General features: G+C 71.8%; 23 protein-coding genes. 15 read left to right on the top strand and 8 right to left on the bottom strand.

Going from position 1 to position 25,057, the window contains the following annotated elements:
• Positions 1-254 precede the first annotated feature (254 nt).
• The 3 genes from ABZZ04_RS15120 to ABZZ04_RS15110 are packed head-to-tail and all read left to right on the top strand — an operon-like array spanning position 255 to position 3,161.
• A complete protein-coding gene (locus ABZZ04_RS15120) occupies positions 255-1,040 on the top strand; it encodes an FHA domain-containing protein (RefSeq protein ID WP_356932633.1) in 786 nt (261 codons plus the stop codon).
• Entirely contained in the window at positions 1,037-2,485 is a 1,449-nt protein-coding gene (locus ABZZ04_RS15115; RefSeq protein ID WP_356932632.1) for a serine/threonine-protein kinase, read from the top strand. Before ABZZ04_RS15120 ends, ABZZ04_RS15115 begins: the two co-directional genes overlap by 4 nt.
• Positions 2,486-2,528: 43 nt before the next feature.
• The gene (locus tag ABZZ04_RS15110; protein WP_356932704.1) at positions 2,529-3,161 is read left to right on the top strand and encodes a response regulator transcription factor; all 633 of its coding nucleotides are present in this window, start codon (positions 2,529-2,531) and stop codon (positions 3,159-3,161) included.
• Between the two features lie 50 nt (positions 3,162-3,211).
• On the opposite strand, the gene ABZZ04_RS15105 is transcribed toward ABZZ04_RS15110, so the two are convergent.
• Positions 3,212-4,435, bottom strand: coding sequence for a lipid-transfer protein (locus tag ABZZ04_RS15105; RefSeq protein WP_356932631.1), 1,224 nt, complete (start codon positions 4,433-4,435; stop codon positions 3,212-3,214).
• Positions 4,436-4,450: 15 nt separating this feature from the next.
• The gene (locus ABZZ04_RS15100; protein ID WP_356932630.1) at positions 4,451-6,631 is read right to left on the bottom strand and encodes an acyl-CoA dehydrogenase; all 2,181 of its coding nucleotides are present in this window, start codon (positions 6,629-6,631) and stop codon (positions 4,451-4,453) included.
• 235 nt (positions 6,632-6,866) lie between these two features.
• Here ABZZ04_RS15100 and ABZZ04_RS15095 point away from each other — a divergent pair, with 235 nt between their 5' ends.
• Both ABZZ04_RS15095 and ABZZ04_RS15090 read left to right on the top strand, forming a co-directional pair.
• Positions 6,867-7,070: a hypothetical protein gene (locus ABZZ04_RS15095; protein WP_356932629.1), complete on the top strand. Its 204-nt coding sequence runs from the start codon at positions 6,867-6,869 to the stop codon at positions 7,068-7,070.
• Positions 7,071-7,580: 510 nt separating this feature from the next.
• Entirely contained in the window at positions 7,581-9,383 is a 1,803-nt protein-coding gene (locus tag ABZZ04_RS15090) for an MFS transporter (RefSeq protein WP_356932628.1), read from the top strand.
• Here ABZZ04_RS15090 and pepE read toward each other — a convergent pair.
• Positions 9,346-10,074: a dipeptidase PepE gene (gene pepE, locus ABZZ04_RS15085; RefSeq protein ID WP_356932627.1), complete on the bottom strand. Its 729-nt coding sequence runs from the start codon at positions 10,072-10,074 to the stop codon at positions 9,346-9,348. The genes ABZZ04_RS15090 and pepE overlap by 38 nt on opposite strands.
• A 29-nt stretch (positions 10,075-10,103) precedes the next feature.
• Complete coding sequence (locus tag ABZZ04_RS15080) at positions 10,104-10,931, bottom strand: IclR family transcriptional regulator (RefSeq protein WP_356932626.1); 828 nt, start codon at positions 10,929-10,931, stop codon at positions 10,104-10,106.
• Positions 10,932-11,123: 192 nt separating this feature from the next.
• Here ABZZ04_RS15080 and ABZZ04_RS15075 point away from each other — a divergent pair, with 192 nt between their 5' ends.
• The 4 genes from ABZZ04_RS15075 to ABZZ04_RS15060 all read left to right on the top strand — a co-directional run bounded on the left by ABZZ04_RS15075 (position 11,124) and on the right by ABZZ04_RS15060 (position 15,972).
• Positions 11,124-12,077, top strand: coding sequence for a DUF1177 domain-containing protein (locus ABZZ04_RS15075; RefSeq protein ID WP_356932625.1), 954 nt, complete (start codon positions 11,124-11,126; stop codon positions 12,075-12,077).
• Positions 12,077-13,465, top strand: coding sequence for a cytosine permease (locus tag ABZZ04_RS15070; RefSeq protein ID WP_356932624.1), 1,389 nt, complete (start codon positions 12,077-12,079; stop codon positions 13,463-13,465). The genes ABZZ04_RS15075 and ABZZ04_RS15070 overlap by 1 nt, the downstream gene beginning before the upstream one ends.
• Positions 13,462-14,799 carry a M20/M25/M40 family metallo-hydrolase gene (locus ABZZ04_RS15065; protein WP_356932623.1) on the top strand — a complete coding sequence of 446 codons (1,338 nt, stop codon included), beginning with the start codon at positions 13,462-13,464 and terminating at the stop codon, positions 14,797-14,799. The genes ABZZ04_RS15070 and ABZZ04_RS15065 overlap by 4 nt, the downstream gene beginning before the upstream one ends.
• 306 nt (positions 14,800-15,105) lie before the next feature.
• The gene (locus ABZZ04_RS15060) at positions 15,106-15,972 is read left to right on the top strand and encodes a GNAT family N-acetyltransferase (RefSeq protein WP_356932622.1); all 867 of its coding nucleotides are present in this window, start codon (positions 15,106-15,108) and stop codon (positions 15,970-15,972) included.
• Between the two features lie 197 nt (positions 15,973-16,169).
• Here ABZZ04_RS15060 and ABZZ04_RS15055 read toward each other — a convergent pair whose 3' ends face one another.
• The 4 genes from ABZZ04_RS15055 to ABZZ04_RS15040 form a co-directional block, all read right to left on the bottom strand.
• Entirely contained in the window at positions 16,170-17,228 is a 1,059-nt protein-coding gene (locus tag ABZZ04_RS15055; protein ID WP_356932621.1) for a phosphotransferase, read from the bottom strand.
• A 145-nt stretch (positions 17,229-17,373) separates the two neighbouring features.
• On the bottom strand, positions 17,374-17,574 hold the full coding sequence (locus tag ABZZ04_RS15050; RefSeq protein WP_356932620.1) for a DUF397 domain-containing protein: 201 nt from the start codon (positions 17,572-17,574) through the stop codon (positions 17,374-17,376).
• Between the two features lie 5 nt (positions 17,575-17,579).
• Positions 17,580-17,777: a DUF397 domain-containing protein gene (locus ABZZ04_RS15045; RefSeq protein ID WP_356932619.1), complete on the bottom strand. Its 198-nt coding sequence runs from the start codon at positions 17,775-17,777 to the stop codon at positions 17,580-17,582.
• A gap of 5 nt (positions 17,778-17,782) precedes the next feature.
• Positions 17,783-18,655 (bottom strand): helix-turn-helix transcriptional regulator, encoded by an 873-nt coding sequence (locus tag ABZZ04_RS15040; protein ID WP_356932618.1) that lies wholly within the window; start codon positions 18,653-18,655, stop codon positions 17,783-17,785.
• A gap of 393 nt (positions 18,656-19,048) precedes the next feature.
• Here ABZZ04_RS15040 and ABZZ04_RS15035 point away from each other — a divergent pair, with 393 nt between their 5' ends.
• The 6 genes from ABZZ04_RS15035 (at position 19,049) to ABZZ04_RS15010 (ending at position 24,964) form a co-directional block, all read left to right on the top strand.
• A complete protein-coding gene (locus ABZZ04_RS15035) occupies positions 19,049-21,082 on the top strand; it encodes a protein kinase (RefSeq protein WP_356932617.1) in 2,034 nt (677 codons plus the stop codon).
• Between the two features lie 350 nt (positions 21,083-21,432).
• Positions 21,433-21,807, top strand: coding sequence for a DUF6415 family natural product biosynthesis protein (locus ABZZ04_RS15030; protein WP_356932616.1), 375 nt, complete (start codon positions 21,433-21,435; stop codon positions 21,805-21,807).
• The gene (locus ABZZ04_RS15025; RefSeq protein ID WP_356932615.1) at positions 21,804-22,094 is read left to right on the top strand and encodes a hypothetical protein; all 291 of its coding nucleotides are present in this window, start codon (positions 21,804-21,806) and stop codon (positions 22,092-22,094) included. The genes ABZZ04_RS15030 and ABZZ04_RS15025 overlap by 4 nt, the downstream gene beginning before the upstream one ends.
• 109 nt (positions 22,095-22,203) lie before the next feature.
• Entirely contained in the window at positions 22,204-22,791 is a 588-nt protein-coding gene (locus tag ABZZ04_RS15020; RefSeq protein WP_356932703.1) for a class I SAM-dependent methyltransferase, read from the top strand.
• A 209-nt stretch (positions 22,792-23,000) separates the two neighbouring features.
• Positions 23,001-23,954 (top strand): N-acetylmuramoyl-L-alanine amidase, encoded by a 954-nt coding sequence (locus ABZZ04_RS15015; RefSeq protein WP_356932614.1) that lies wholly within the window; start codon positions 23,001-23,003, stop codon positions 23,952-23,954.
• Between the two features lie 191 nt (positions 23,955-24,145).
• Positions 24,146-24,964, top strand: coding sequence for a DUF5336 domain-containing protein (locus ABZZ04_RS15010; RefSeq protein ID WP_356932613.1), 819 nt, complete (start codon positions 24,146-24,148; stop codon positions 24,962-24,964).
• Positions 24,965-25,057 lie beyond the last annotated feature (93 nt).

Raw genomic sequence — 25,057 nt, 5'->3', positions numbered from 1 at the left:
GAGTCCCGCGGACCGGACTGACGGCAACGATGCCAGCGGGCGGGCGGTCGCGGACCCTCAGATGTGCGAGGTTGCTCCACCGCCCGCAACCCGCTACTGACCAGGGGTTCCGTCCTCGATCCGGCGGGCCCCGTCCGGGCCGGTGGGGCCGGTCCCCGCAGGTGCCCCGCGACACGGAAAACGCCGGAGAAATCGACCCCGGCCCACGCGTCCCCGTCCCCTAGCCTGTCCAGGCAGTGGACCTAGGGGGGAACATGCACAGCATCGTCGTGGTACCACCCGGGCGGACAAGCCCAAGAGACCACCTCTCGCTCGCCTCCGGCGACCGGCTCCTCTTCGGCCGCAGCCCGGCCGGCGCGAGAGCACCCGGACAGCACCTGGTGATCGCGCACGACGGGGTCTCGCGCGTCGCCGGGGAGATCTCCGCACAGGGCACGTTCTGGACGTTGAGCAATCTGAACCGGCATCAGACCTACGTGGTGGAGAACCCGGAGGGGGCCGGCGAGCACATCAAGGTGGCCCCGGGCCGCCTGGAGGCCCCTGTGCCGTTCGAGTTCGCGCGGGTCGTTCTGCCGGCCGCGGGCGAACTGCTCGGCTTCGACGTGTGGGCGCCGCAGCACGACTACCTGGGCGAGGAGTCCTGGGCCCCCGACGGTGCCACCACCGTGGCCGCCTTCTCCCTGGACCGCACCAAGAGGTACTTCGCGGTCCTGGTCGCCCTGTGCGAGCCCCGGCTGCGCGACGCGCCACCGCACACCGCCCTGCCCACCGCCGAGGAACTCGCCGAGCGGTTACGGCCGGTGTGGCCCGCGGCCAGCCGGTCGGCGGTGCAGTGGAACATCAACTACCTGGCGGTGAAGCTGCGGCTCAGACCCGCCCCGGAGGAGGCCGGGTCCGGCCCGCGGCGCAACGGTACGAAGGAGGCCCTGGTCTCCCTCGCCCTGCGCTTCGACCTCGTCCACGAGGACGATCTGATCGTCCTGGCCTCTTCCGTCTCCGCCGCCTCCACTGCCGCTTCGGCCATCGGGGTGCTGCGGTGACCGAACGCCCCGGAGATCTCTACGCCGTTTCCGTTCCCGAGTCGTACCGGGTCGGCGACTGGATCGTGGGCGCGCCCCTCGGCGCGGGCGGTTTCGGCAGTGTGTACGCCGCACGGCGCGCCGGTGCGGGCAGTCCCCGGACCGCCGCCCTCAAGTTCCTGCCGACCGGCACCCACACCCCGCGCCAGCTCCGGCACCTGCGCGACCTGGCCGAGCGCGAGGTCGAGCTGCTGAGCCGGGTGCGGGCGCCCCGGCTGGTCCGGATGCACGAGGTGCTCACGGTGGACGACCCCGGCCGCCAGGACCTGGACGGCGCCACCGTGCTGGTCCTGGACCGCGCCGAGAGCTCGCTCGACGTCGTGCTGCGCGCCCCGGCGCCGCCCGAGTCCGGCCCCCGCCTGCTGTTCCAGATCTGCGAGGGCCTGCAGCAACTGCACGAGGCGGGCTGGGTCCACGGCGACCTCAAGCCCGCCAACGTCCTGCTGCAGGACGGCGAGGCCCGGCTCGCCGACTTCAACATGGCCGCGGAGATGGAAGGCACCCACGCCTACGCCCCCGCGTTCGCCACGCCCGACTACACGCCGCCCGAGCTGTTGTGGGGGCAGGTCGGCGAGCGCGGCCAACTGGTCCGCCCCACCGCCGACATCTGGGCCTTCGGCGTCCTCGCCCACCTCGTCCTGACCGGCACGCTGCCGCTTCCCGGCGGCACCCGGGCCGCCCGCAGGGACGCCGTGGTGCGCTACGCCCGCGGCACCGAACCCCTGCGGCTGTCCTCCGCCCTGCCGCCCGGGTGGCGGGGGATCATCACGGACTGCCTGGCCACGACGCACGAGGAACGGGCGCCCCATGCCGCGGCGACCCTGCTGGGGCGCATCCGGTCCGTCCTGGACGGCGCCCACGACTCCCACGGCTCCCCGGCCGGCCCGCCGCCGCGCCCCGGCCGCCGTCTGCGGCGCTCCCTGATCGCGCTCGCCTGCGCGGGCGCCCTGACGGCGGTCGGCCTGTACCTCGGGACGCGGCCCACCGAGGGGGACGGCTCCCCCACCGCGCGGAGCACGGGAACGGCCGCTCCGGTGCGTACCGTCGAGCCCGCCGTCGAACGCACCACCGGGCCCGCCACCGAACCCGTCGGCTACGACCGTTGCATCCGGGGCAGCGTCTGCTTCTTCACCGCGGCCGACGGGGGCGGCCTGATGTGCGCCTGGGTGGGCGACGAGACGGACTGGCTGGAGGGCGAGAACCGGTGCAGCTGGGCGGGCCGGCAGCAGCCGCGCTCGGTCTTCAACAACGGCAGGGCCGCCGCCGAGGGCGAGTCCTTCGCCCAGGTCGTCTACTACGCCGACAAGTACTTGAAGAACCGCCTCGGCTGCCTGTCGGCGGGCACCCGCACCAACCTCTCCGTTCCGGCCGGGCCCCGTTCGCACGTCTGGGCCGAGCGCTGCTGACCCCGCGCCCCGCCCCGGGCCCTACCCTGGGGGCGTGAACGAGATGCCGCAGGATCACCGCCCGGCGCAACCGGTACGGGTGCTGCTCGCCGAGGACCAGGGGATGATGCGGGGCGCGCTCGCGCTGCTGCTCGGTCTGGAGCCGGACATCGAGGTCGTGGCGCAGGTCGGTGCCGGGGACGAGATCGTGGACGCCGCGCTGCGGTCCCGCCCCGACGTGGCGTTGCTGGACATCGAACTGCCGGGCCGCAGCGGGCTGGACGCCGCCGCCGATCTGCGTACGGAGGTGCCGGACTGCCGGGTGCTGATCCTGACCACGTTCGGCCGCCCCGGTTATCTGCGCCGGGCGATGGAGGCCGGGGCCGCGGGGTTCCTGGTCAAGGACGGTCCGGTCGAGGAACTCGCCGTCGCGGTCCGCCGGGTGCTGGCCGGCGAGACGGTCATCGACCCCGCCCTGGCCGCCGCCGCGCTCAGCGCCGGTCCCAGCCCGCTCACGGCGCGGGAGCGGGACGCGCTGAACGCCTCGGTGGACGGGGCGACGGTCGCCGACATCGCGGCGAAGCTGCACCTGTCCGAGTCGACGGTGCGCAACTACCTGTCGTCAGCGATCGGCAAGACGGGGACGCGCAACCGGATGGAGGCGGTCCGGGCGGCGCGGCAGCAGGGGTGGCTCTGAGAGCCGTACCGGCCGCGGAGCCGGTGTCCTGACCGGCTCCGCGGTTCCCGCTACCGGCGCAGCAGTGTCACCACCGCGGCGCCGCCGAGGCCGATGTTGTGGGTCAGGCCGACCTGTGCGTCCGGCACCTGCCGCTCGCCCGCCTCTCCCCTCAACTGCCAGGTGATCTCGGCGATCTGGGCGATGCCGGTGGCGCCGAGCGGGTGCCCCTTGGAGATCAGCCCGCCCGAGGGGTTGACCACCCAGCGCCCGCCGTAGGTGGTGGCCCCGGACTCGACGAGCTTGCCCGACTCGCCCTCGCCGCACAGCCCGAGCGCCTCGTAGGTGAGGAGTTCGTTGACGGAGAAGCAGTCGTGCAGCTCGATCACGTCGAGGTCGGCGGCGGACAGGCCCGAGGCCGCGTACACCTGCTGGGCGGCGGCCCGCGACATCGGCAGGCCCACCGCGTCGATGCAGGTCCCGGAGGCGAAGGACGCTTCGGTGTCGGTGGTCATGGCCTGGGCGGTGATCTCCACCGCCCGGTCGTGCAGGCCGTGTTCGTCGACGAAGCGCCGGGACACGACGACGGCCGCGGCGGCCCCGTCGGAGGTGGGCGAGCACTGGAGCCTGGTCAGCGGGGAGTGGACGGGTTTCGCGGCAAGCACCTCCTCGACCGTGTACGGGTCCTGGAACTGGGCGTACGGGTTGTTCACCGAGTGCCGGTGGTTCTTGGCGCCGACCGCCGCGAGCTGCGCCTCCGTGGTCCCGTACCGGGCCATGTGCTCGCGGGCCGCGTTGCCGAAGATCTGGGCGGTGGGCGGGGTCCGCTCGAAGCCGTGGGCGGCGGCCATGATCCCGTAGTGCCGGGCCACGGGCGACGCCTTGAAGTCCGCGGCTCCGCCGTCCGCTCCCCCGCCGCCGAGCGCGCCGCGGGTCATCTTCTCGAAGCCGAGCGCGAGGACGCAGTCGCTGATGCCGCCCTCGACGAACTGCCGGGCCGTCATCAGGGCGGTGGAGCCGGTGGCGCAGTTGTTGTTGACGTTGTAGACGGGTATCCCGGTCAGGCCGAGGCCGTACACGGCGCGCTGCCCGGCGGTGGAGGGCTGGAAGCAGTAGCCGACGACGGCCTGCCGGACCTGCGCGTAGGGGATCCGGGCGTCGGCGAGCGCCGCCGTTCCGGCCTCCTTCGCCATGTCCCAGTACTGCCAGTCGCGGGTCTGCGGCTTCTCGAACCTCGTCATCCCGACGCCGACGACGTACGCCTTGGCGGGTTGCGCGGTTGTGGCGGGTTTCATGGGTGGTGGGTCCTTTCAATCGCGCGGGAGACCGAGGATGCGTTCGGCGACGACATTGAGCTGGACCTGGGTGGTGCCGCCCGCGATGGTCAGGCAGCGGGACATCAGGAAGCCGTGCAGGGCCCGCTGTCCGGAGCCCTCGCCCGTGGCGCCGGCCGGTCCGAGGAGTTCGAGGGCCAGTTCCGCGACCTTCTGCTGGTGGGTGGTCTGGACGAGTTTGCGGACGGAGGCCCCCGCGCCGGGTTCGAGGCCGGAGACCTGGCGCAGGGTGGTGCGCAGTCCGATGCAGCCCAGCGCGTGCGCCTCGGCCGCGAGCGCTCCGATGCGGGCCCGGTACGCGCCGTCGAGTTCGCCGCAGTGGGCGATCAGCGCCTCCAGACCGGTGTCGAAGGTCATCTGGTCGGCCATGTGGACGCGTTCGTTGCCCAGGGTGTGCCGGGCGACCCGCCAGCCGTCGCCGGGTTCACCGACGACGGCGTCGGCGGGCAGCAGGACGTCGTCGAAGTACACCTCGTTGAAGAGGGAGTCGCCGGTGATCTCCTTCAGCGGCCGGATGTCGATGCCCGGGGTGTTCCTCATGTCGACGACGAAGTAGCCGAGTCCCCGGTGCTTGGGGGCGTCCGGGTCGGTCCTGGCGAGCAGGATGCCGTGGTCGGCGCCGCGGGCGGCGCTCGTCCACACCTTCTGGCCGTTGATCCGCCAGCCCTCCTCGGTGCGCTCCGCCCTCGTGCGGAGCGAGGCGAGGTCGGAGCCCGCGCCGGGCTCCGAGAACAGCTGGCACCACAGGAGTTCGCCGCGCAGTGTGGGCGCCAGGTAGCGCTCCCGCTGTTCGGCCGTGCCGTGGGCGATGAGCGAGGGCACCACCCAGGTGGCGATCCCCAGGTCGCTGACCCGCACCCCCTGCTGCGCCAACTCCTGCTGCACGACCAGCTGTTGCACGGGGTCGGCGCCCAGCCCCCAGGGGGCGGGCAGGTGCGGGGCGGCGTAGCCGGTCGGGGCGAGGGCGCGGCGGGCCTCCTTCGGGTCGAGGCCGCGGGCGGCCGCCACCACCCGGTGCGCCTCGGCGCGGTGGGCGGCGGCCCGTTCGGGGAGTTCGAGGGCCAGTTCGCGGCGGGCCCCGCTCCCGGCCAGCCGCACGGCCCGCAGCCGGTGGGCGTCCCCGGCGCCCAGCAACTGCCGTGCCACCAGGGCCCGGCGCAGGTACAGATGGGCGTCGTGCTCCCAGGTGAAGCCGATGCCGCCGAGGATCTGGATGCAGTCCTTGGCGCAGCCGTACGCGGCGTCGAGGGCGTCCGAGGCGGCGAGGGCGGCGACCATGGACCGTACGTCCGGGTCCTTCTCGCCGTCGGCGGCGCGGGCCGCGTCCCACACCAGCGCACGGGCCCGCTCGACCCGGACGAGCATGTCGGCGCAGAGGTGCTTGATGCCCTGGAACTGTCCGATGGGCCGGCCGAACTGCTCGCGCGTCCTGGCGTGTTCGGCGGCGATGTCGAGGGTCCTGGCGGCGGTTCCGCAGGCTTCCGCGGCGAGGAGGACGGCGGCGAGGTCGCGGACGTGCGCGGTGTCGGTCCGTACGAGGCGCTCCGCGGGGACGAGGACGCCCTCGGCCACGACGTCGGCCGTGCGGCGGGTCGGGTCGGCGCCCCGGTGCGGGTGTGCGGTCAGCCCGTCGGCGGCGGCGTCGACGGCCAGCCAGAGGGTGCCGGAGGCGGATTCGGCGGCGAGCAGGATCAGGTCCGCCCCGTCGCCGGAGAGGACGGGCGGGGAGGTGCCGTCGAGCAGGTAGCCGCCCTGCTGTTCGACGGCGGTGAGGGTGCCGGGGCCCAGGGCGACGGCGCCGACGCGGCTGCCGGAGGCGATGTCGTGCAGCGGTTCGCCGCCGCCCGCCGCGTGCAGTACGGCGCCGGCGAGGGCATTCGCCAGGTACGGGCCGGGGAGCGCGGCCCGGCCCGCCTCCTCCAGTACCACGGCCAGGTCGAGGAGCCGGCCGCCCCCGCCGCCGCACTCCTCGGGGAGATGGAGGGCGAGCAGGCCCTGTTCCGCGAGGACGTCCCAGTACCCGGGGCGCCCGCCGGGGGCGGCGGTGCCGTCCGCGTCGAGGAGTGCGCGGAGCTCCTCGGGCGGTACGGCGCGCGCCAGCACGCCCCGTACGGCCCGCGCCAACTCCCTGTGTTCTTCGGTGATTCCGATGCCCATGCGGATCCTCGCCGGTCGCAGCCACTGGAACGGCGCAAGAGTAGAACACGTTTCAATCTGACGGAAGGTCAGAGAACGGTCGGGGACGGGACCGGACCGACGGACCCTGACCGATGGACACCGACCGATGGACATTGGCCGATGGACATTGGCCGATGGACACCAGCCCGGAAGGCCGGTCGTATCCGACCTGTGGCGGATTCGCCTCCGGGCGCCCTCCAGCACAATGGGCCGCATGGCAGACACCGAAGAAGTCAAGGCGCCTTCCGTCAGCACCGGTTTCATCGTCGGCATGCTGGTCGGCACCTCCGCCGGGATCGCGCTCGGACAGTCCGTCCTCGACAACCCGGCACTCGGTCTGGCCCTCGGCGGCGGTGCGGGCGGAGTCCTCGGCATCGCTTTCGCGATGGCACGGCACTCGCGGCGGCAGCCCTCGTGAGCTCCGCGCGATTCGGCTTCCGCGGCCCCTGAAGCACGGGCGCCCTCCGCCTACGGAACGGCCCGGCCGGCAGGCTGATTGACGGTCCGTCAGGCAGACCGACCAGCCGGCCGACCGACAGCCCGGCCGGCACCGGCCGACGGGCCGACCTCCGCGCACCCCTGCGCACGCCCCGCCCGTCGGTCGCGCACGCCCGCGCGCCGCGATGCCGAAACCGCCGCACACGCCCGCGCGTCACCGCCCTGCGAACGCCGCGCGGTTCACCCCGTGCGCGCCCCCGCCCGGGTCGGGTGCCTCTCCGTCCGGGGCCGGTGCGCCGACGCGCCCCGTTCGTTCCGCGTTTCCCGGAATACCTTGGACGACCGGAAGGTTTCACCCTGCACGCACTTGGCGGGCGGCATCGCCCGCCGTCGGGCCCGCGCACTCCGTCGAACCCGCACACCTCGCCGGGCCCCCACACTCCGCCGGACCCTTCACCGCACTCGACCATGCCGCCCGGAGGCCGCACGCATGCCACAGACGTCGAACGAACAGCACGCCGGGGAACCCGCCGATCCGTCCGCACCCCGGGCGGGCCGCGGCGTCGTCCCCGTACTCGCCTTCGCGGGTATCACCGTCGCGGTGATGCAGACCCTGCTCGTCCCCGTCATCAAGGACCTGCCCGCCCTGCTGCGCACCGACCCGTCCGACGCCACCTGGGTGCTGACCTCGACGCTGCTCGCGGGGGCCGTCGCCACCCCGATCATGGGCCGCCTCGGCGACCTCCACGGCAAGCGCAGGATGCTGCTCGCCAGCCTCGCCGTGATGGTGGTCGGCTCCCTCATATGCGCCTTCACCGACGACCTCGTCGTCATGATCGCGGGGCGTGCGCTCCAGGGCTTCGCGATGGGCGCCATCCCGCTGGGCATCGGCATCATGCGCGACGAGCTGCCGCGCGAGAAGCTCGGCTCGGCGATGGCGCTGATGAGTTCCTCGATCGGGGTGGGCGGCGGGCTCGCGCTGCCCGCCGCCGCGCTGGTCGCCCAGCACTTCGACTGGCACACCCTGTTCCTCGGCTCGGCCGCGCTCGGCGTGCTGTCGATGACGCTCACCGCCCTGGTGGTGCCGGAGCCCGAGCTGCGCGCCCCCGGCCGGTTCGACCTGGTCGGCGCGCTCGGGCTGTCGCTCGGACTGGTCTGCCTGCTGCTGCCCATCACCAAGGGCGGCGACTGGGGCTGGACCTCGGGCGCCGTGATCGGGCTGTTCGTCGCCGCCCTGGTGATCCTCCTCCTGTGGGGCCTGTTCGAACTGCGCAGCCAGACCCCGCTGGTCGACCTGCGGACCTCCGCCCGGCGCGAGGTGCTGCTGACCAACCTCGCCTCGGTCATGGTCGGGGTCGCCTTCTACGCCGTCTCGCTGATCCTGCCGCAGCTGCTCCAGCTGCCCACGTCCACGGGGTACGGCCTGGGTCATTCGATGGTGGTCGCCGGGCTGTGCGTGGCGCCGCTCGGCCTGACGATGATGTTCGTCGCCCCGCTGTACGCCCGGCTGTCGGCCCGCCGGGGCCCCAAGGTGTCGCTGATCCTCGGCCTGCTGGTCATCGCGGTCGGCTACGGCGCGGGGCTCGGCCTGATGGGTGCCGCCTGGCAGACCGTGCTGATCGCGGTGATGATCGGGGCCGGCATCGGCCTCGCGTACTCCTCGCTGCCCGCGCTGATCATCGGCGCCGTCGACCCGTCCGAGACGGGCGCGGCCAACGGCCTGAACACCCTGATGCGGTCGATCGGCACCTCGGTGTCGAGCGCCGTGATCGGCATGGTGCTGGCCGACACCGCGATATCGACGGACCGGGGGCCGCTGCCCTCGATGGAGGGGTTCCGCATCTCGTTCCTGATCGCGATGGGCGCGGTGGTGGTCGGGCTGGTGCTGGCCTGGTTCCTGCCCCCGCGGCGCGAGGCGATGCGCCCGGCCCTGCTGGCGAGCAGCGAGGACGACGTCGAGGAGCCGGCCCCGGCCCCCACCGCGTCCCGCACCGTGGCCGGTTCGGGCGGCTTCCGCGGCCGGGTGACGGGCACGGACGGGGTGCCGGTGGCCCGTGCCAACGTCACACTGATCGACCACCGGGGCCGGCAGGCCGGGCTCGCCGTGACCGACGAGCACGGTCACTACGTGCTGCCCGCCCCGGCCGGCGGGAACTTCGTGCTGGCCGGTTCGGCCGCCGGGTACGCACCGCGCGCCTGCCCGGCGACGTACCCGGGTGACGGCCTGCCGGTCGACACCGATCTGGTGCTGGGCGTCAACGCGCCGGGACGTCGAACCGCGGTGTCGTCGTGAGCAGCTGAGAGACGTCCGTCCCGGCCGCGAGCTCCTGCGGCGGTGCGCCGCGGGTGAACAGCCGGGCGGGACGGGCGCCCTGCACCCGGGCCTGCTCCCCCTCCACCCGCAGCCACGAGCCCTCGCGCAGGCCGAGCACCGGCACGTCGTTCTCCTCCAGGAACTCGGTGAGCCGCTCCTCGCGGGTCTCGCCCTTGTGGGTGCTGGCCGGGTCCGGGTCCAGGTAGTGCGGGTTGATCTGGAACGGGACGAGGCCGAGCGTCTCGAAGGACGGCGGCTGCACGATGGGCATGTCGTTGGTGGTGCGCAGGGTGGGCGCCGCCATGTTCGTACCGGCGCTGGCCCCCATGTACGGCAGCCCGTCGCGCGCCGCCTCGGCGACCGCCTCCCGCAAACCGGTCCGGTACAGGGCGCTCAGCAGCCGGAAGGAGTTGCCGCCGCCGATGAACACGGCGTCGGAAGCGGCGAGTTCGGCGATCGGGTCGGGGTTCTCGTGGACCCCGCGGACGGTGATCCCGGCCGGTTCGAGGGCGCCACGGACGCGCGCGGTGTACGTGTCGTGGTCGGCGAGCGCGTAGGGGACGAAGGCCAGCCGGGCGCCTTCGGGCAGGAACGCGGTGACGGTGTCGAGGGCGTGCTCCAGGTAACCGCGGCCGTACTGGGTGGAGTTGGAGAGCAGCAGCAGATTCATCGGGTTCCTCTCGGGTGGCTTCCGGGTCGTCAGGTGGTGCGGGGGCGGCGGGCCCGGGGCTTCGGGCGCTGCGGCGGGTGGGTGAGCCGCTTCTCCAGCAGCTGGGCCGCGTGCCTCAGCGCGTCGAGCCGGTCGTCCGGCGCCCCCGCGAAGAGTTCCTCGGCGCCGCCGAGGCTGAGGCTGCCGTACGGTTCGCGGCCGAGGAAGACCGGCACGGCGACGGTCGCGATGCCGGTGTCGTACTCGCCGACCGTCCAGGCGTGGCCCTGGGCGCGGATCTTGAGGAACTCCTCCTCCAGCCGGTCCGGGTCGGTGACCGTCCGGTCGGTGAACCGGGCCATGGGGCGGCCCCGGAAGAGCCGGTGGCGCTGCTCGTCGGGCAGGTACGCGTAGTACGACTTGCTGGTCGCCCCGGCGTGCGCCGGGTAGAGCTCACCGACCAGCGGGTAGTAGCGCAGCGGCCCGGCCACGCCCTCCTCGGCGGCGACGCACCGCATGTGGAAGCTGTCCGGCAGGCAGAAGAGCACCGTGTCGCCGGTGACCCGGCGCAGCTCCTCCAGGACCGGTCCGGCCAGCAGCTCCAGTGATCCGGACCGCTCCCAGAGCCTGCCCAGGCGCAGCACGGCGGGGCCGATCCGGTAGCGGCGGGTGACCGGGTCGGAGACCAGGAAGCCACGCCCGGCGAGGGTGGCGAGCAGCCGCTGGGCCACCGAGGTGTCCCAGCCGAACTCCTCGGCGACCTCGGTGACGCCCCAGTCGGGCCGGGTCCGCTCGAAGGCGAGCAGCACGAGGAGCGCCCGGTCGACGGTTTGCAGGGCCCCGGCGGGGGTGCGCCGGTCCAGATCGAAGTCCGCCATCGTCATCTCACCATTCAGACCTGAATTGCAAATAACGGGAAACAGTTGCGTTCAACGCTATCCGATCCCGAATGTGTCCTCAGCACCCCGCCCCGCGCTTCTTCCCGTCGAACGCCGGCCCGGGTGTCCGGATCAGCCCGGGTGTCCGGATCAGTGAGATCGGTGAGACCGGGTGAGCGAGAAAGGCCCCCCATGTTGAAGTACGTGCTGGACATCGTCGATCTGTTGGACGATCCCCAGGTCAATGGCAAGACGGTCGTCGAGTACCTCGACTCCGTGAGCGGCGCCGAGGGCTCGTCCGCGAAGGTCACCACGGTCGTCGGCGCGCAGGGCTCGACGGACTTCGTGATGGTCCGCGTCCCGGGCTCGCGGGGACGCACGTCCGGGGGCGACGCCCGCACCCTGGGCGTGGTGGGCCGGCTCGGCGGCATCGGCGCCCGGCCCGAGGTGACCGGCCTGGTCTCCGACGCCGACGGCGCGGTCTCCGCGCTCGCCGCCGCCGCCAAGCTGCTGGACATGCGCCGCCGCGGCGACGTGCTGCCCGGCGACGTGATCGTGGCCACCCACATCTGCCCGAACGCGCCGACCGAGCCGCACGACCCGGTGCCGTTCATGGGCTCGCCCGTGGACATCGCCACCATGAACCGGCACGAGGTGACCGACGAGATGGAGGCCGTGCTCTCCATCGACACCACCAAGGGCAACCGGATCATCAACCACAAGGGCCTCGCCCTGTCGCCCACCGTCAAGGAGGGCTGGGTGCTCCGGGTCGCCGAGCCGCTCGGCGAACTGCTGGCCGTGGTGACGGGTGAGCCGTTGGTCACGTATCCGGTGACCACCCAGGACATCACCCCGTACGGTAATGGGGCACACCACATCAATTCGATCCTTCAGCCCTCCACCGCGACGACCGCCCCGGTCATCGGCCTGGCCATCACCTCGGCCGCCGCGGTGCCGGGCTGCGGTACGGGCGCGAGCCACGAGACGGACATCGCGTCCGCCGCCCGCTACGCCGTGGAGGTCGCCAAGGGCTACGGCAGCGGCCACCTGGACTTCCACGACGCGGTGGAGTTCGACAACCTCGTCAACCGCTACGGGTCGCTGGCACACCTGCAGACCTTCGGCCGCACACCCCAGGAGTCCTGATGGCAGCCACCCCGCAGGCCGAGGCCGGGGCCCCCGAGTCCAAGGCCATCGGCAGCGACGACTACTCGCTGTCCCGCGTCCCGCGCGACAAGCGCTTCGGCTTCTGGTCGATGCTGCTCCAGTGGCTGGCCCAGTCCGGCTCGATCTCGCAGTTCACCCTCGGCGCCACCATCGGCGTCGGCATGACCTTCAAGGGCGCCTTCCTCGCCTTCACGCTCGGCGCGGTGATCCTGGAGGTCGTGATCTTCGCGATCGGCCTGGCCGGCATGCGCGAGGGCCTGGCGACGCCCATGCTGACCCGTTGGGTCGGCTTCGGCCGCAACGGCTCGGCGCTGGTCAGCTTCATCATCGCGGTCAGCCTGGTCGGCTGGTTCGGCGTCCAGAACACGATCTTCGGCAACAGCGTCTCGGCGCTGATCGGCGGCCCGGCCTGGATGTGGTGCGTGCTGGCCGGCATCGCCATCACCGCCCTGGTGATCTTCGGCTTCACGTACATGGCCACCTTCGCCAAAATCGTCACGCCGCTGTTCTTCGCGATGGTCGCCTGGTCGGTCATATCGACGCTGAAGGACCACTCCATCAGCGAGCTGATCAGCTCCCCGCCGCCCGGCGAGACGATCCCGCTCGCCGTCGCCGCCACCGCCATCGCGGGCGGCTACATGACCGGCGCGATCGTGTCCCCGGAGATGACCCGGTACAACCGGAAGGGCTCGCACGTCTTCCTGCAGAGCGCCTCGTCGATGATCCTCTCCGAGTACATCGTCGGCCTGACCGGCGTGCTTCTCGGCCACCTGGTCAAGAGCAGCGAGGTCTCGCACATCGTGCTCTCCACCTCCGGCGCCTTCGGCGTGATCGTGGTCCTGATGTCCACCGCCAAGATCAACGACTGGAACCTGTACGGCTCCTCGCTCGGCGTCGTCAACTTCTTCCAGGTCGTCTTCCGCAAGCGGCTGCACCGCGGCGCGGTCACGATCGTCCTGGGCATCGCGGGCACGGCCCTGTCCGCGGTCGGGATCATGACCCACTTCACCGAGTTCCTCTCCGTCCTCGGCGTCGCCATCCCGCCCATCGGCGGCATCATCGTGGCCGAGTACTGGGTCGTGAAGCGGATGCGCAAGCCGCTGGACGAGACCCGCGAGTCCGAGACCCTGCCGACGTCCTCGCCGACCTGGGTCCCGATGTCCATCGTCATCTGGATCGCGGCGTTCTGCGTCGGCAAGTTCTACGACGGCGGCATCCCGGCCCTGAACTCGCTGGCCACCGCGTTCGTCCTGTACAGCGTCCTCGGCCTGCTGGGCTGGGTGAAGCCGTACGGCACCTCCACCCTGGACGACGAGGACGCCTCCGCCCCCGCCGCCCGCGCGACAACCCCTGTGGGAGCAGCATGACCACCCCCGACCCCACCACCGCCCCGCTCGCCCCGGCCTCGGCCGAGGCCCAGGACGAGGTCATCGGGCTCTGCGCCGAACTGATCCGGTTCGACACCTCCAACCCCACCAGCGACGAGCGCGCCTGCGCCGACTGGGTGGTGGGCCGCCTCGCCGAGGCGGGCATCGCCTCCGAGCTGGTCGAGTCCGCCCCGGGCCGCGCCAACGTCATCGCCCGGATCGCGGGCGCCGACCCGAAGCGCGGTGCCCTCCTGGTCCACGGCCACCTGGACGTGGTGCCCGCCGACGCCGCCGAGTGGCAGGTCCCGCCGTTCTCCGGCGAGATCCGCGACGGCTACCTGTGGGGGCGCGGCGCGATCGACATGAAGGACACGGTGGCCGTCATGCTGGCCACCGCCCGGCACTTCGCCCGCACCGGCACCAGGCCGTCCCGCGACCTGGTCCTGGCCTTCCTCGCCGACGAGGAGGCGGGCGGGAAGTTCGGCGCCCACTGGCTGGTCGAGCACCGCCCGGAGCTGTTCGCCGGGGTCACCGAGGCGATCGGCGAGGGCGGCGGATTCTCGTACGCGCTCGACGACACCCGGCGCCTCTACCCGATCGAGAACGCGCAGCGCGGCATGGCCTGGATGGAGCTGACCGCCACCGGCCGGGCCGGCCACGGCTCGTCGCCCAACGACGAGAACGCGGTCACCGACCTCGCCGAGTCGCTGACCCGCATCGGCCGTCACACCTTCCCCGTCCGGCTGATCGAACCGGTGCGGGCGCTGCTCCAGGAGGCCGCCGACCTCCAGGGCGTGGAGCTCGACCTCGACGCCGAGGACCTGGACGCCGAGCTGGCCAGGCTGGGGCACGTCGCCGACTTCATGCAGGTGGTGCTCCGCAACTCCGCGAACCCCACCATGTTCAACGCCGGTTACCAGACCAACGTGATCCCCGGAAAGGCCACCGCCCGGGTGGACGGCCGGTTCCTCCCCGGCCACGAGCAGGAGCTGATCGACACGATCGACGGCCTCCTCCTCCCCTCGGTCACCCGTGAGTGGGTCAACCACGACATCGCGATGGAGACCACGTTCGACGGCCCGCTGGTCGACGCCATGTGCGCGGCCGTGCGCGCCGAGGACCCGGACGGCCACCCGGTCCCGTACTGCAACCCGGGCGGCACCGACGCCAAGGCCTTCACCCACCTCGGCATCCGCTGCTTCGGTTTCAAGGGCCTCAAGCTCCCGCACGACCTGGACTACGGCCGCCTGTTCCACGGCGTGGACGAACGCGTCCCGTTGGAGGGCCTGCGCTTCGGCGTCCGCGTCATGACCCGGCTCTGGCAGAGCTGCTGACTCCCCACTCGGCACCCCTGCCAGGGGCCCCGACCCGGGCCCACCCCATGTACGCCCCCACCGGAATCCATGCCGTCGGTGGGGGCGTACGTATCGAGGCCGAAATCCCCCCGCACCGGCCGGCCGGCTCGTGAGCGTCGGCCCATGACCGTCTGCCGACGCTCACCCCCATGGTCGCGAACCCGCTGGTGGGCAACAGGAATCTGCTGTCGGAGCACGGATACGGCCCAGGCGTGTCCTGTGGGTCCGGCCGGCTGAGCAAAAACCGGGTGCGGCCGGCCGCCGTGACGGTGTGAGATGCAGGACATGACGATCGTTCTGAACGAGCCCTGCGCCGACGAGCTGACCGGAGCCGTGGACGCACTCCGCACATGGCAGGACGACCGGACGCCGCTGCAACTCCATCCGGGAGACCTCGGCTGGGCCTGGGCGCTGGGCGCGGAGAAGCTGGCCTCGGCCGTCCGCACCTGGAGCGCGGGCGGACGGATCATCGCCGTCGGCTACCTGGACGGCCCTGATGTGCTGCGTCTGACGACCGCGCCCGACCTGCGACAGGACGAGGATCTGGCGCGTCGGCTGCTGGCGGACCTCAACGATCCGGAGCGCGGGGTCCTGCCGCCCGGGAAGGTCGGCCTCGAAATCCCCGACGGCGCCCTGCTCCGCGAGGTCCTCCTGGAGGCGGGCTGGAATCTGGACGAGCCGTGGACGCCTCTGCGCCACGACCTCTCCGCGCCGGTGAGGGACTCCGGCCTGCGGATCGAGGTAGCCGGTCCGGAGACGGCGGGGGTACGGACCGCGGTGCACCGCTCGGCGTTCGGCAGTCCGAGGTTCACCGAGGAGGTCTGGCACGTTCTCGCGGCCGGGCCGGTCTACGCCGACGCCCGCTGCCTGATCGGCTACGACGACCGGGACAACGCGGTGGCCGCGGCGACGGTCTGGTCGGCCGGCCCCGGCAGGCCCGGCCTGCTGGAGCCGGTGGGTGTGCACGCCGACCATCGCGGTCGCGGCCACGGGACGGCCATCAGCGTCGCCGCTGCGGCAGCGCTGCGCGAGATGGGTGCGTCGAGCGCGCTCGTCTGCACCCCGAGCTCGAACGCTGCCGCCGTCGCCACCTACCGGGCGGCTGGATACGAGCCGTCGCCCGAACGGCTGGACGTCGGCCGAGCCGCCTGACACCGTTCAGGCGGTATGGGACTGGGCCGCGTCACCGACCCGGCCGGGCAATCGTCCGGGCCCATCAGCATGCGGGAGGGGCTTGGAAAAAGGGGAGGCCACGGCACGTGGCCGGTCGCATCGGTCGGCGGCGAGGCACTGGGACGGTCCCGATCGCCGCCATCATGATCTGGCTCCGCCGACCGGCATGACACGCTCTAATACCAGGGGCGGGCGTCATGTGTGGGCAGCGGACGCAGCTGCGGCCAGCGTTCGAGCAGGCGGTCGGCCAGGGCGGAGCCGAGTCGGCCGACGGCGTGCAGGTGGTCGTGGTCGCGGGTCATGTCGGCGACCACGCCCAGGCGGTGGACGAGCCGCTCACGGGCGGAGATGTAGCCCCACTCGAAGTCCTCGGAGGGCACCCGGGCGAACTGGTCGACCGTCCTGCGGTGGGCCCGTTCGACGAGCGCGTCGCCCTGGATCAGCCAGCCCGCGCACGCGTCGGCGAGGTCGCCCGGCACGTCCTTCCCGGTGAGGCCGCGCCAGGTGGTCCGGTAGACGTCCTCGACCTCCGCGAGCGGGGCCGCGGTGACCGACATGGCACACCAGCAGGTGGGGAAGCCGATGCGGAAGTAGGCGAGTTCGATCAGGCCGTTGCCGAGCGAGGCCCCCTCGAAGTCGACGAAGCGGACGCCGTCGGCGGTGCGCAGATCGTTGCCGGGGCAGGGGTCGCCGTGCAGCAGCGCATGGTACGGGGCAGGGTCCAACCGCTCCAGGAGAGCGGCGAGTTCATCGGGAACCGCGGACGGCACGGGCACGTCGAACGCCCTGGCCAGGGCGAGGAAGGACTCCGCGTCGGCGGCCGTGGGACCCGACCAGACCGGCAGTGCGCCCGCGTCGGCGGGCCCGGTCAGGGCGTGCAGCCGGGCGAGCGACTCGGCGTACCCCGGCATCCAGTCGTCCGTCCTGCCGAGGTCCTCCAGGTGCTCCAGGACCATCACCCGCGAGGACGGGTCCGTGGCGAGCAGCGCGGGGGCCACGGCGGGCCCGGCGGCCCGTCCCGCCAGGCGCAGCCCGGCGACCTCCCGCGCGAAGCGCGTGTCCGCGTCGGCCGCCGCGTCCCCGCCGTCGACGATCTGCTTGACGATCACCGGCCGCCGGTCGGCCGACCGCACCCGCCACACCCGCGCCCGTGGACTGCTGCCCAGGATTTCGGCCTGCTCGGGAGTGCCCACGGTGGAGAGCAGCGCCTCACTGAAAGGAACTCGGTTCGACATGCCGACGAGCGTAGCCCCGGGACGTCGTCAGAGGACATCGAGTACTGGGCCGACGAGGCGTACCGGGGTGCAGGTCCTGCGGTTCGAGAACCTGCGCGGAGGCCCCCGCCGGGGCACGGGCGGGGGCCTTCGTTCGGGCGGCGCGTCAGGCGTTGGAGGTGATTGCGGTGACGAACGCGGTCCAGGCGGCGACCGGGAAGAGACAGGCCCCCAACTCCGGCGCCTTGGAGTCGCGTACGGCCATTCCCGCCCCGTCGAGCCGGGCGCCCTCGACGCACTGCCCACCCTGGTCGTTGCTGTAGCTCGACCTGAACCAGTGGGCACTGGCCGGCACGTGAGTGGTCATGTGGATCAGTGCTCCTTGACCCCGTCGACGAACGCACGCCAGGCGGCGGCCGGGAACACGCAGACGCCCTGCCCGGGGTCCTTGGAATCCCGGACAGCCATCACCTGCCCGTCGAGCCGGGCACCCTCGACACAGTTGCCACCCTGGTCGTTGCTGTAGCTCGACTTGAACCAGTGGGCACCGGCGGGCTCACGAGTGGTCATGTAGATCAATGCTCCTTGATTGCTTCTCTGATCATGCCGAGAGACTCCTGCGGCCCCACGGCAAGAATCTGGAGGTCGTTGAACGCCTCTTCGTACAGGGCGACATCGGCACGCTTCCGCGTGACTGATGCCCCGCCCAGGTTCTCCTGGTACGCGATGGATTCCGCGTCGCCAAGCCGGAACAACGTGAAGGCGCCGTTCATCCCGGGGTGAGCGCCCGCCTTGAAGGGGACGACCTGCACCCGTACTGAGGGCAGTTCGGCCACCTCCGCCAGATGTTCCATCTGCGCACGCATGACGGTCGAACTGCCAACTTCGCGGCGGAGAACCGCCTCATTGATCACCGCTGCAAACTTGAGCGGCACAGACCTGCGGTGAAGTACCTCCTGCCGCGTCATCCTCACCGTGACGAGTCGGTCGATCTCGTCGGCGGAGAGCCTCTCGTGTGCACGGCGATGGATGGTGCGCACGTAGTCCTCGGTCTGGAGAAGGCCGGGGACGAATTCGCTCTCGTAGTTGCACACAGCCGCAGCCGTGGCTTCCAGGCCCAAGTACGCCTTGAACGTGGGCGGGATGGCGGGCCGGTACTCGGGCGACTGCCACCAGTCCCTCTTGGTCTTGGTGACGGCCGCGTACCCCAACAACAGAGCACGCTTCTCGGGATCCGCCCCGTAGATCTCGCAGAGTGCCATCACGTCGACGGCCTCGACAACCGAATTGTCCCCCGTCTCCAGCCTGGTCAGCTTCGACGGACTACAGATCAAGGTGCGGACGACCTGGGTCGATGTGAGACCGGCTTCGTGCCGGAGCTGCCGGAGTTCACGCCCTAACTGAAGACGGCAGAGAGCAGGCGTCGCCGACTCCACATCCGTAATCATCTACTGCCTCCCAGGACTTGTTACCCAGTGTGACGGAGAATGTTCCGCTGCCGCAAGGAGTGTTCTGCGTCGACGCAGAACACTCCGCCCAGGAGCGCAAATGCGCCGAAACGGCACAGAAATTCACGCAGGAATCTGTTAGCAGAAAACTGCTGCGACACCCAAGGCTACCCTCCGCACCGGATCGATTACCAAATGTTGCCGAAGTGGGCCCTTCGTCCACCGGGTGCCCTTCTCCGGACAACTGCCGTGCAGTTACAGCCAGGTTGACGATCAACCAGAGGGCTTCCTTGCGAGGTCTTAGCCTTTCCGGGAACCCTTTCCGGGGCGCCGCGCCACGCACGGCGGGCGCCAGAAGCTCCGTGCGTGACGAACATGGCGAGGTATGCAGGCATGTGGGGTCGAGGGACGCTGATCGACGACCGTTACACACTGGTCGGACGGTTGGGCGGTGGCGCCATGGGCGAGGTCTGGTGCGCCGAGGACCAGGTGCTCAGGCGCCAGGTCGCCGTCAAGTTCCTTCGCCCGTCGGGTCTTGAGGACAATTCCTTCCTCCCCCGCTTCCGGAAGGAGGCCAAGATCCTCGCCTCCATCCGTCATCCGGGCGTCGTCGGCGTCCACGACTACGGCGAGCAGATGTTCCCCGGGAACGGCGGCGGCACGGCGACGCATGTCGCGTACATCGTCATGGAACTCGTCGAGGGCAAGACGCTGGAGGAGCTGCGCGAGGAGCACGGGCTCCTTCCGTCCGCCAGGGTGCTCGACCTCGCCGCCCAGGCGCTCGACGCGCTGCACACCGTGCACCGGCTCGGCATCGTGCATCGCGACATCAAGCCGTCGAACCTGATGCTCCGCGAGGACGGCCGGGTCACGGTGACCGATTTCGGCATCGCCCGCACCGAGACCGGCACCCGGCTGACCGACCCGCACGGGATCATCGGCACACCGCGCTTCATGTCTCCCGAGCAGGCCCGGGGGCTGCCCGTCCTCCCGGCCTCCGATCTCTACTCCATCGGCGCGGTCTGCTACGAACTGATCACCGGAACACCGATGTTCAGCGGGGCATCACCCGTCGAGGTCGCCCTCAAGCACATCGAGGAACCGGTGCCGGCCCTCCCCGGCGACGTCCCGGAAGCGACCAGGGCCTTTCTCTCCAAGGCGCTCGCCAAGGACCCCGAGGACCGCTACGTCAACGCCGCCGTGATGGCCGCCGCGGCACGCCGGGCGGCCAAGGAACGCGACATCACCGACAACCACCACGACGCCGCCGAGGCACGCGACACCGCCGAGAAGCGCGACGCCGCGGAGGAACCCGGCCGGGACACGCGGCCCCGTCCGCATGCCCGCCCGCGTTCCCGTCCGCGCCTCCGCCCGGTGCTTCTCCCGGCCGCGCTGTTCGTCTCCGCGGCCGCCGCCACGGCCCTGTACTTCGCCCCACTGCCCTGGAACTCCGACTCCGGCTCCGGCTCCACGACAAAGTCCGACTCCGACTCCACAACGGACTCCGGCGCCGACTCCGCCGCACCGGCCGGGGACGCGAAAACGAAGGGGCCGGGCGCGGGCTGGGAGGACCGCGGCATCATCCAGCCCGAGAAGTTCCCGTCCACGAGCACGTTCCGGATGGTCAACATCGATCTGGACACCAGGACCGAGTTCGTCGTGGTCGACAAGGACCAGAAGTTCCGGTTCTGGTGGAACAGGGGCCCTTCGGACACGGGCTGGAACCCCTTCGTCCCCGGGCCGAACTCCTACGTGCCTCCGGCCGGGGCCGTGGGCAGCGCCCTCCACTTCGGCGACATCGACGGCGACGGCTTTCCCGACTGCTTGGACGTCGCCCCGGACGGCCGGATGAGGGTGCACACCTGGAAGAAGGAGAACCCGGCAGGCGCCCGCATGTGCATGAACGACTACACCGGCACCCCCGACGTGTTCTCGCAGGGAGCCACCGGCGACCGGCCGTCCGTCGGTCCGAAGGACCGCGTCCTGTTCGCGGACGTCACCGGAGGCGGACGGGACGACTACCTGCTGATCGAGCCGGACGGTACGACGACGGCCTGGTACAACAGGGACTTCCAGTCCGTGGGCGGACGGGAGTACCTGGACTGGGCGCCGCCCGAGAACATCGACGGCGTCCGGACGGAGCCCGAGGAGATCCTGTACGCGGACATCGACGGGGACAAGCGTGACGACCGCATCCTGATCACCGCCAAGGGCGGCGCCCGTGCCTGGATCAACGTGGGCGACAAGGGGGCGGGCGGTGAGTTCCGGGAGATCGGAAGGATCGCGAAGGACTCCGGAGTGCCCCCGCAGGAGGTGCGGTTCGCCGATGTCGACGGAGACGGAAGGGCCGACTTCCTCCGCATCGAGCGGAACGGCGTGACCCACGCCTGGCTCAACAAGCTCAAGCCGGAGCGCTTCGGCAGCTGACCCCCTGAACGCCTCGGCCACTCCTGGCCCCCTCCCCCTGACGCCCCCCGGTCCCACGCGCCGTCACCCCGCGTGACGGAGAACGTCCTGCCGCCGCAAGGGGTGTTCTGCACCGCCGCAGAACACCCCGTCCGGGGACGCGAACGCGCTGGAGCAGCAAGGACTTTCGCGCGGAAACCCGCTCGCAGAAAACCGCTGCGGCACTCCCCCGGCTGCCGTCCGCGCTGCGACGATTACCGAAGGTTGCCGAAACGGGCGCGTACGAGGCATCGCCGCGCGACCCGTCCGCCTGCCGCCACCTCCCCGGATCCGCAGATCCGCAGATCCGTAGGCCCGAGCCAGGAGCCCCCATGACACATCCCTCGACGCCCCTCTCCCCCGGCCAACCGCAGCGGGCGGCCGACGGCGGCCTTCCTCTGAACGTCGAGTCCTCGCTCCGGGCCGCCGACGAGGCCCTGGCCCTCCGGCTCGGCACGGTCACGCGCCAGGAGATCGACGCCCGGACCGGCGAACTGCGCGGGCACGTCGTCCTCCTCGCCGATGCGGTGCTCGACCACGCGCGGACCGCCGCGGCCCGCTCCGTCCGGTGGGAGGCCGACCAGCTCCTCGCCTCGACGCCGAGGGACGGCGCGCTCGTCTTCAGCGCGTACCAGCATCTGCGCGACCTCGCCCGGATGCTGCACCGGCTGGCCGACTCCGCGGCGCAGCACGGGGGAACGGCATGAACGTCGACGCCCGGCCGCGGGACCACGGGCCGTGGGACTACACGACGTTCGCACCACCGGGCCGGACCTGCCCCGCGTGCCTGCGTCCGGTCCAGCCGCTCGACCGCTGTTTCCGGGGCGAGATCCCCGGGGCGGCCGGGGAGCCGGTCGTCCTCTACCGCCACATCGACTGCGCGAACCCGGGGCGCCCCTCGCCCGGCCGAGGGGCGTCCCGGGACCGGACGGGCTCCCCCGCCGACACCTCCGGCGGGGGCGTACGGCACGATGGGGCGCCGTCGAACGCGTAGTCCCGAAACCGTCCCCGACCGTCCCCACCAGGAGGAACCCGTGCCCGCCGAGTCCGCCGTCGAGCCGTCGCCCGAGATTCTCGCCGCCTTCCGGGCCGCCAAGGGCTTCATGCCGGTGGGCGAGGGGCTCGCGCTGTACCGGGCCGCCGTCGAGGCCGCCGCGCTGGGGCTGCCGGTCCTGGAGGTCGGCACGTACTGCGGGCGCTCCACCATCCTGCTCGCCGACGCCGCGCGGGCGGCCGGTGTGACGGCGCTCACCGTCGACCACCACCGCGGCAGCGAGGAGCAGCAGCCCGGCTGGGAGTACCACGACCCGACCGTCGTGGACCCGGAGGTGGGACGGATGGACACGCTGCCGACCTTCCGCCGGACCCTGCACGCGGCGGGCCTGGAGGACCACGTGGTGGCGCTGGTCGGACGGTCGCCGCAGGTCGCGGCGGTCTGGGGCGGGAAGCTCGGGTTCGTGTTCATCGACGGCGGGCACACCGACGAGCACGCCAACGGCGACTACGAGGGCTGGGCGCCGCACGTGGCCGAGGGCGGGCTGCTGGTGATCCACGACGTGTTCCCCGACCCCGCGCACGGCGGCCAGGCCCCGTACCGCATCTATCTGCGGGCGCTGGAGTCCGGCGCGTTCACCGAGGTCTCGGTGACGGATTCGCTGCGGGTGCTGCGGCGTACCGGAACCGGCATCTGAGGGTGGCCGTCCGAGGGTGTGTTTCGGAAGTGGCGTCGTCCGCCCGGAGGGCGGGGCCGGGGGCATCCGGTGCGTGCGATCGCAAGGCGGAGGGAGGAGAGCGCAGCGGGCTGCGCCGACGACCGACAACGCCGCGAGCGTGCGTGCTGGGCGCCCCCGGCCAGACGAGACTTTCGAAACACACCCGAGGGCCCCGATAGCATCGCGTGGTGCCGTACGACGAGAGCGTTCCCCCCACACCGCGCCGCCGGCCCCTGATCGCCGCCGCCGCGCTCGCAGCCGTGTGCCTGAGTGCCGCGGGCTGTGGCGCGGGCGACGACGGGGGCGGAGCCGCTGCCCGGCCCGGTCCGGGAGACGGCTCCGCCGCCTCCGCGCCGTCCTCCGCGTCGGCTTCGGCGTCGCCGTCGAGCAGCGCTGCGGCGCCGGGAAAGAAGTCCGCCTCCCCCACTCCTTCCGCTTCCGTTTCCGGGCCCGCGAAGAAGATCTCCGGGCCGTTGTCGGGCAAGACCGTTGTGATCGATCCCGGGCACAATCCGAACAATCGCCTGCACACCCGGGAAATCAATCGCCAGGTGGACATCGGGACCGGGCACAAGGAGTGCGACACCACCGGCACCTCGACCAATTCCGGTTATGCGGAGGCCCGGTTCACGCTCGATGTGTCGCACCGGTTGCGCGATCTCCTGGAGGAACAGGGGGCCGAGGTCCTGCTGACGTACGACAACGACCGCTCGTACGGACCGTGCGTCGACGAACGGGCCCGGATCGGGAACAAGGCGAAAGCCGACGCGGTGGTCTCGGTGCACGCGGACGGTTCCGCGGTCGGCAACCGCGGTTTCCACGTGATCCTGCCCGCGGCCGTACGGGGCGGGGCGGCGGACACCTCGAAGATCGTCGGCCCTTCGCGCGATCTGGGAACCAGGATCGCCGGTCTCTTCGTCCGGGCTACCGGAAGCGCTCCCTCCAATTACATCGGCGGCAATACCGGATTGGACACCCGCAAGGATCTGGGCGGACTGAATTTGTCGACCGTGCCCAAAGTCTTCATCGAATGCGGCAATATGCGTGATCCCAGGGACGCCGCACTGCTCACCAGCCCGGACTGGCGCCAGAAGGCCGCACAAGGCATTGCCGATGGCATCAGCAGCTACCTCAAGGGGTAACAAGAGGTGGTTCTGGGGCGAAAACGGGGGGATGTGGGGCCGGCCTCCGGGCAGGGCCACAACCCGACCGGGCAGACGATAGATTCATCCGTACGATGGGGGCCTCCCCCGAGCTTCGTGCCGTGCCCGCCGTACCCGTGCAGGCGGCAGCGACGACCGCCCAGACGAGACGACCGACTAAGGACCTTCACGTGAATATCCGCTCCCTCACTCGAGGCGACGGCGTGGTGATCGGAGCAGCGGTCGTGCTGTTCATCGCCTCTTTCCTCGACCTTTTCAGCTACGACTGCCCCACGGGCGTCAACTGCTCCAACTACAACGCCCCGAACGCCTGGGACTCGCTCGGGCTCCTCATGAGCCTCTTCCTCGCGGGCATCATCGGTGCGGCGCTGGTGATCGTGGGCCGCTCCATGCCGGCCCGCAAGGTCGTCGGCTTCGACCTCGGCCAGTTCGGTGCCGCGTTCACCGTCTTCTCGCTGTGGACGGCCTTCTGGACGATCATCGACGGCAGTGACGCGGGCGCCGGCATGATCCTCGGCCTGCTCGCGACCATCGCGCTCGCGGGCGGCGCGGTCGCCACCCCGCTGGTCCCCGCGCTCAAGGCCCCGCTGATGGGCGCCCCGAGCCCGCAGGCGGTGCAGCCCCCGTACGGCCAGGGCCAGCCCGGCCAGGGCTACGGCTACCCGGGCGGCGCCCAGCCGCAGCCGTCGTACGGCGGCCAGCCCTCCTTCGGCGGTCAGCCGCAGGCGGCCGGTCAGCCCGATCCGCAGAACGCCCAGCCGCAGGCCGCGGGTGCGGGTGCGCCGGCCGGTGACTTCACCCCGTTCTGGTTCGCGGTGCCGGTGGCCCGTCCGCTGTACGGCGAGGACGGTTCGCCGTCGCCGATCGCCGAACTGGCGCCCGGCACCTGGTACCTCGCGGTCGAGCAGCGCGGTCAGACCCTGGTCGCGCAGACCCAGGACGGCCGTCGCGGCGTGCTCCAGGACACCACGGGCATCCAGCGCGGCTGAGCCCGGCGCATCATCCGCAGTCACGACAGCGGCCCTCCGCCCCTTCCGGGCGGGGGGCCGTTGTCGTACCCTCCGTCCGTGCGCATCGATCTG

Source organism: Streptomyces sp. NPDC006435, from assembly GCF_040612315.1.
Taxonomy (GTDB): Bacteria; Actinomycetota; Actinomycetes; order Streptomycetales; family Streptomycetaceae; genus Streptomyces.
This window is presented reverse-complemented; position numbering and strand designations above follow the sequence as displayed.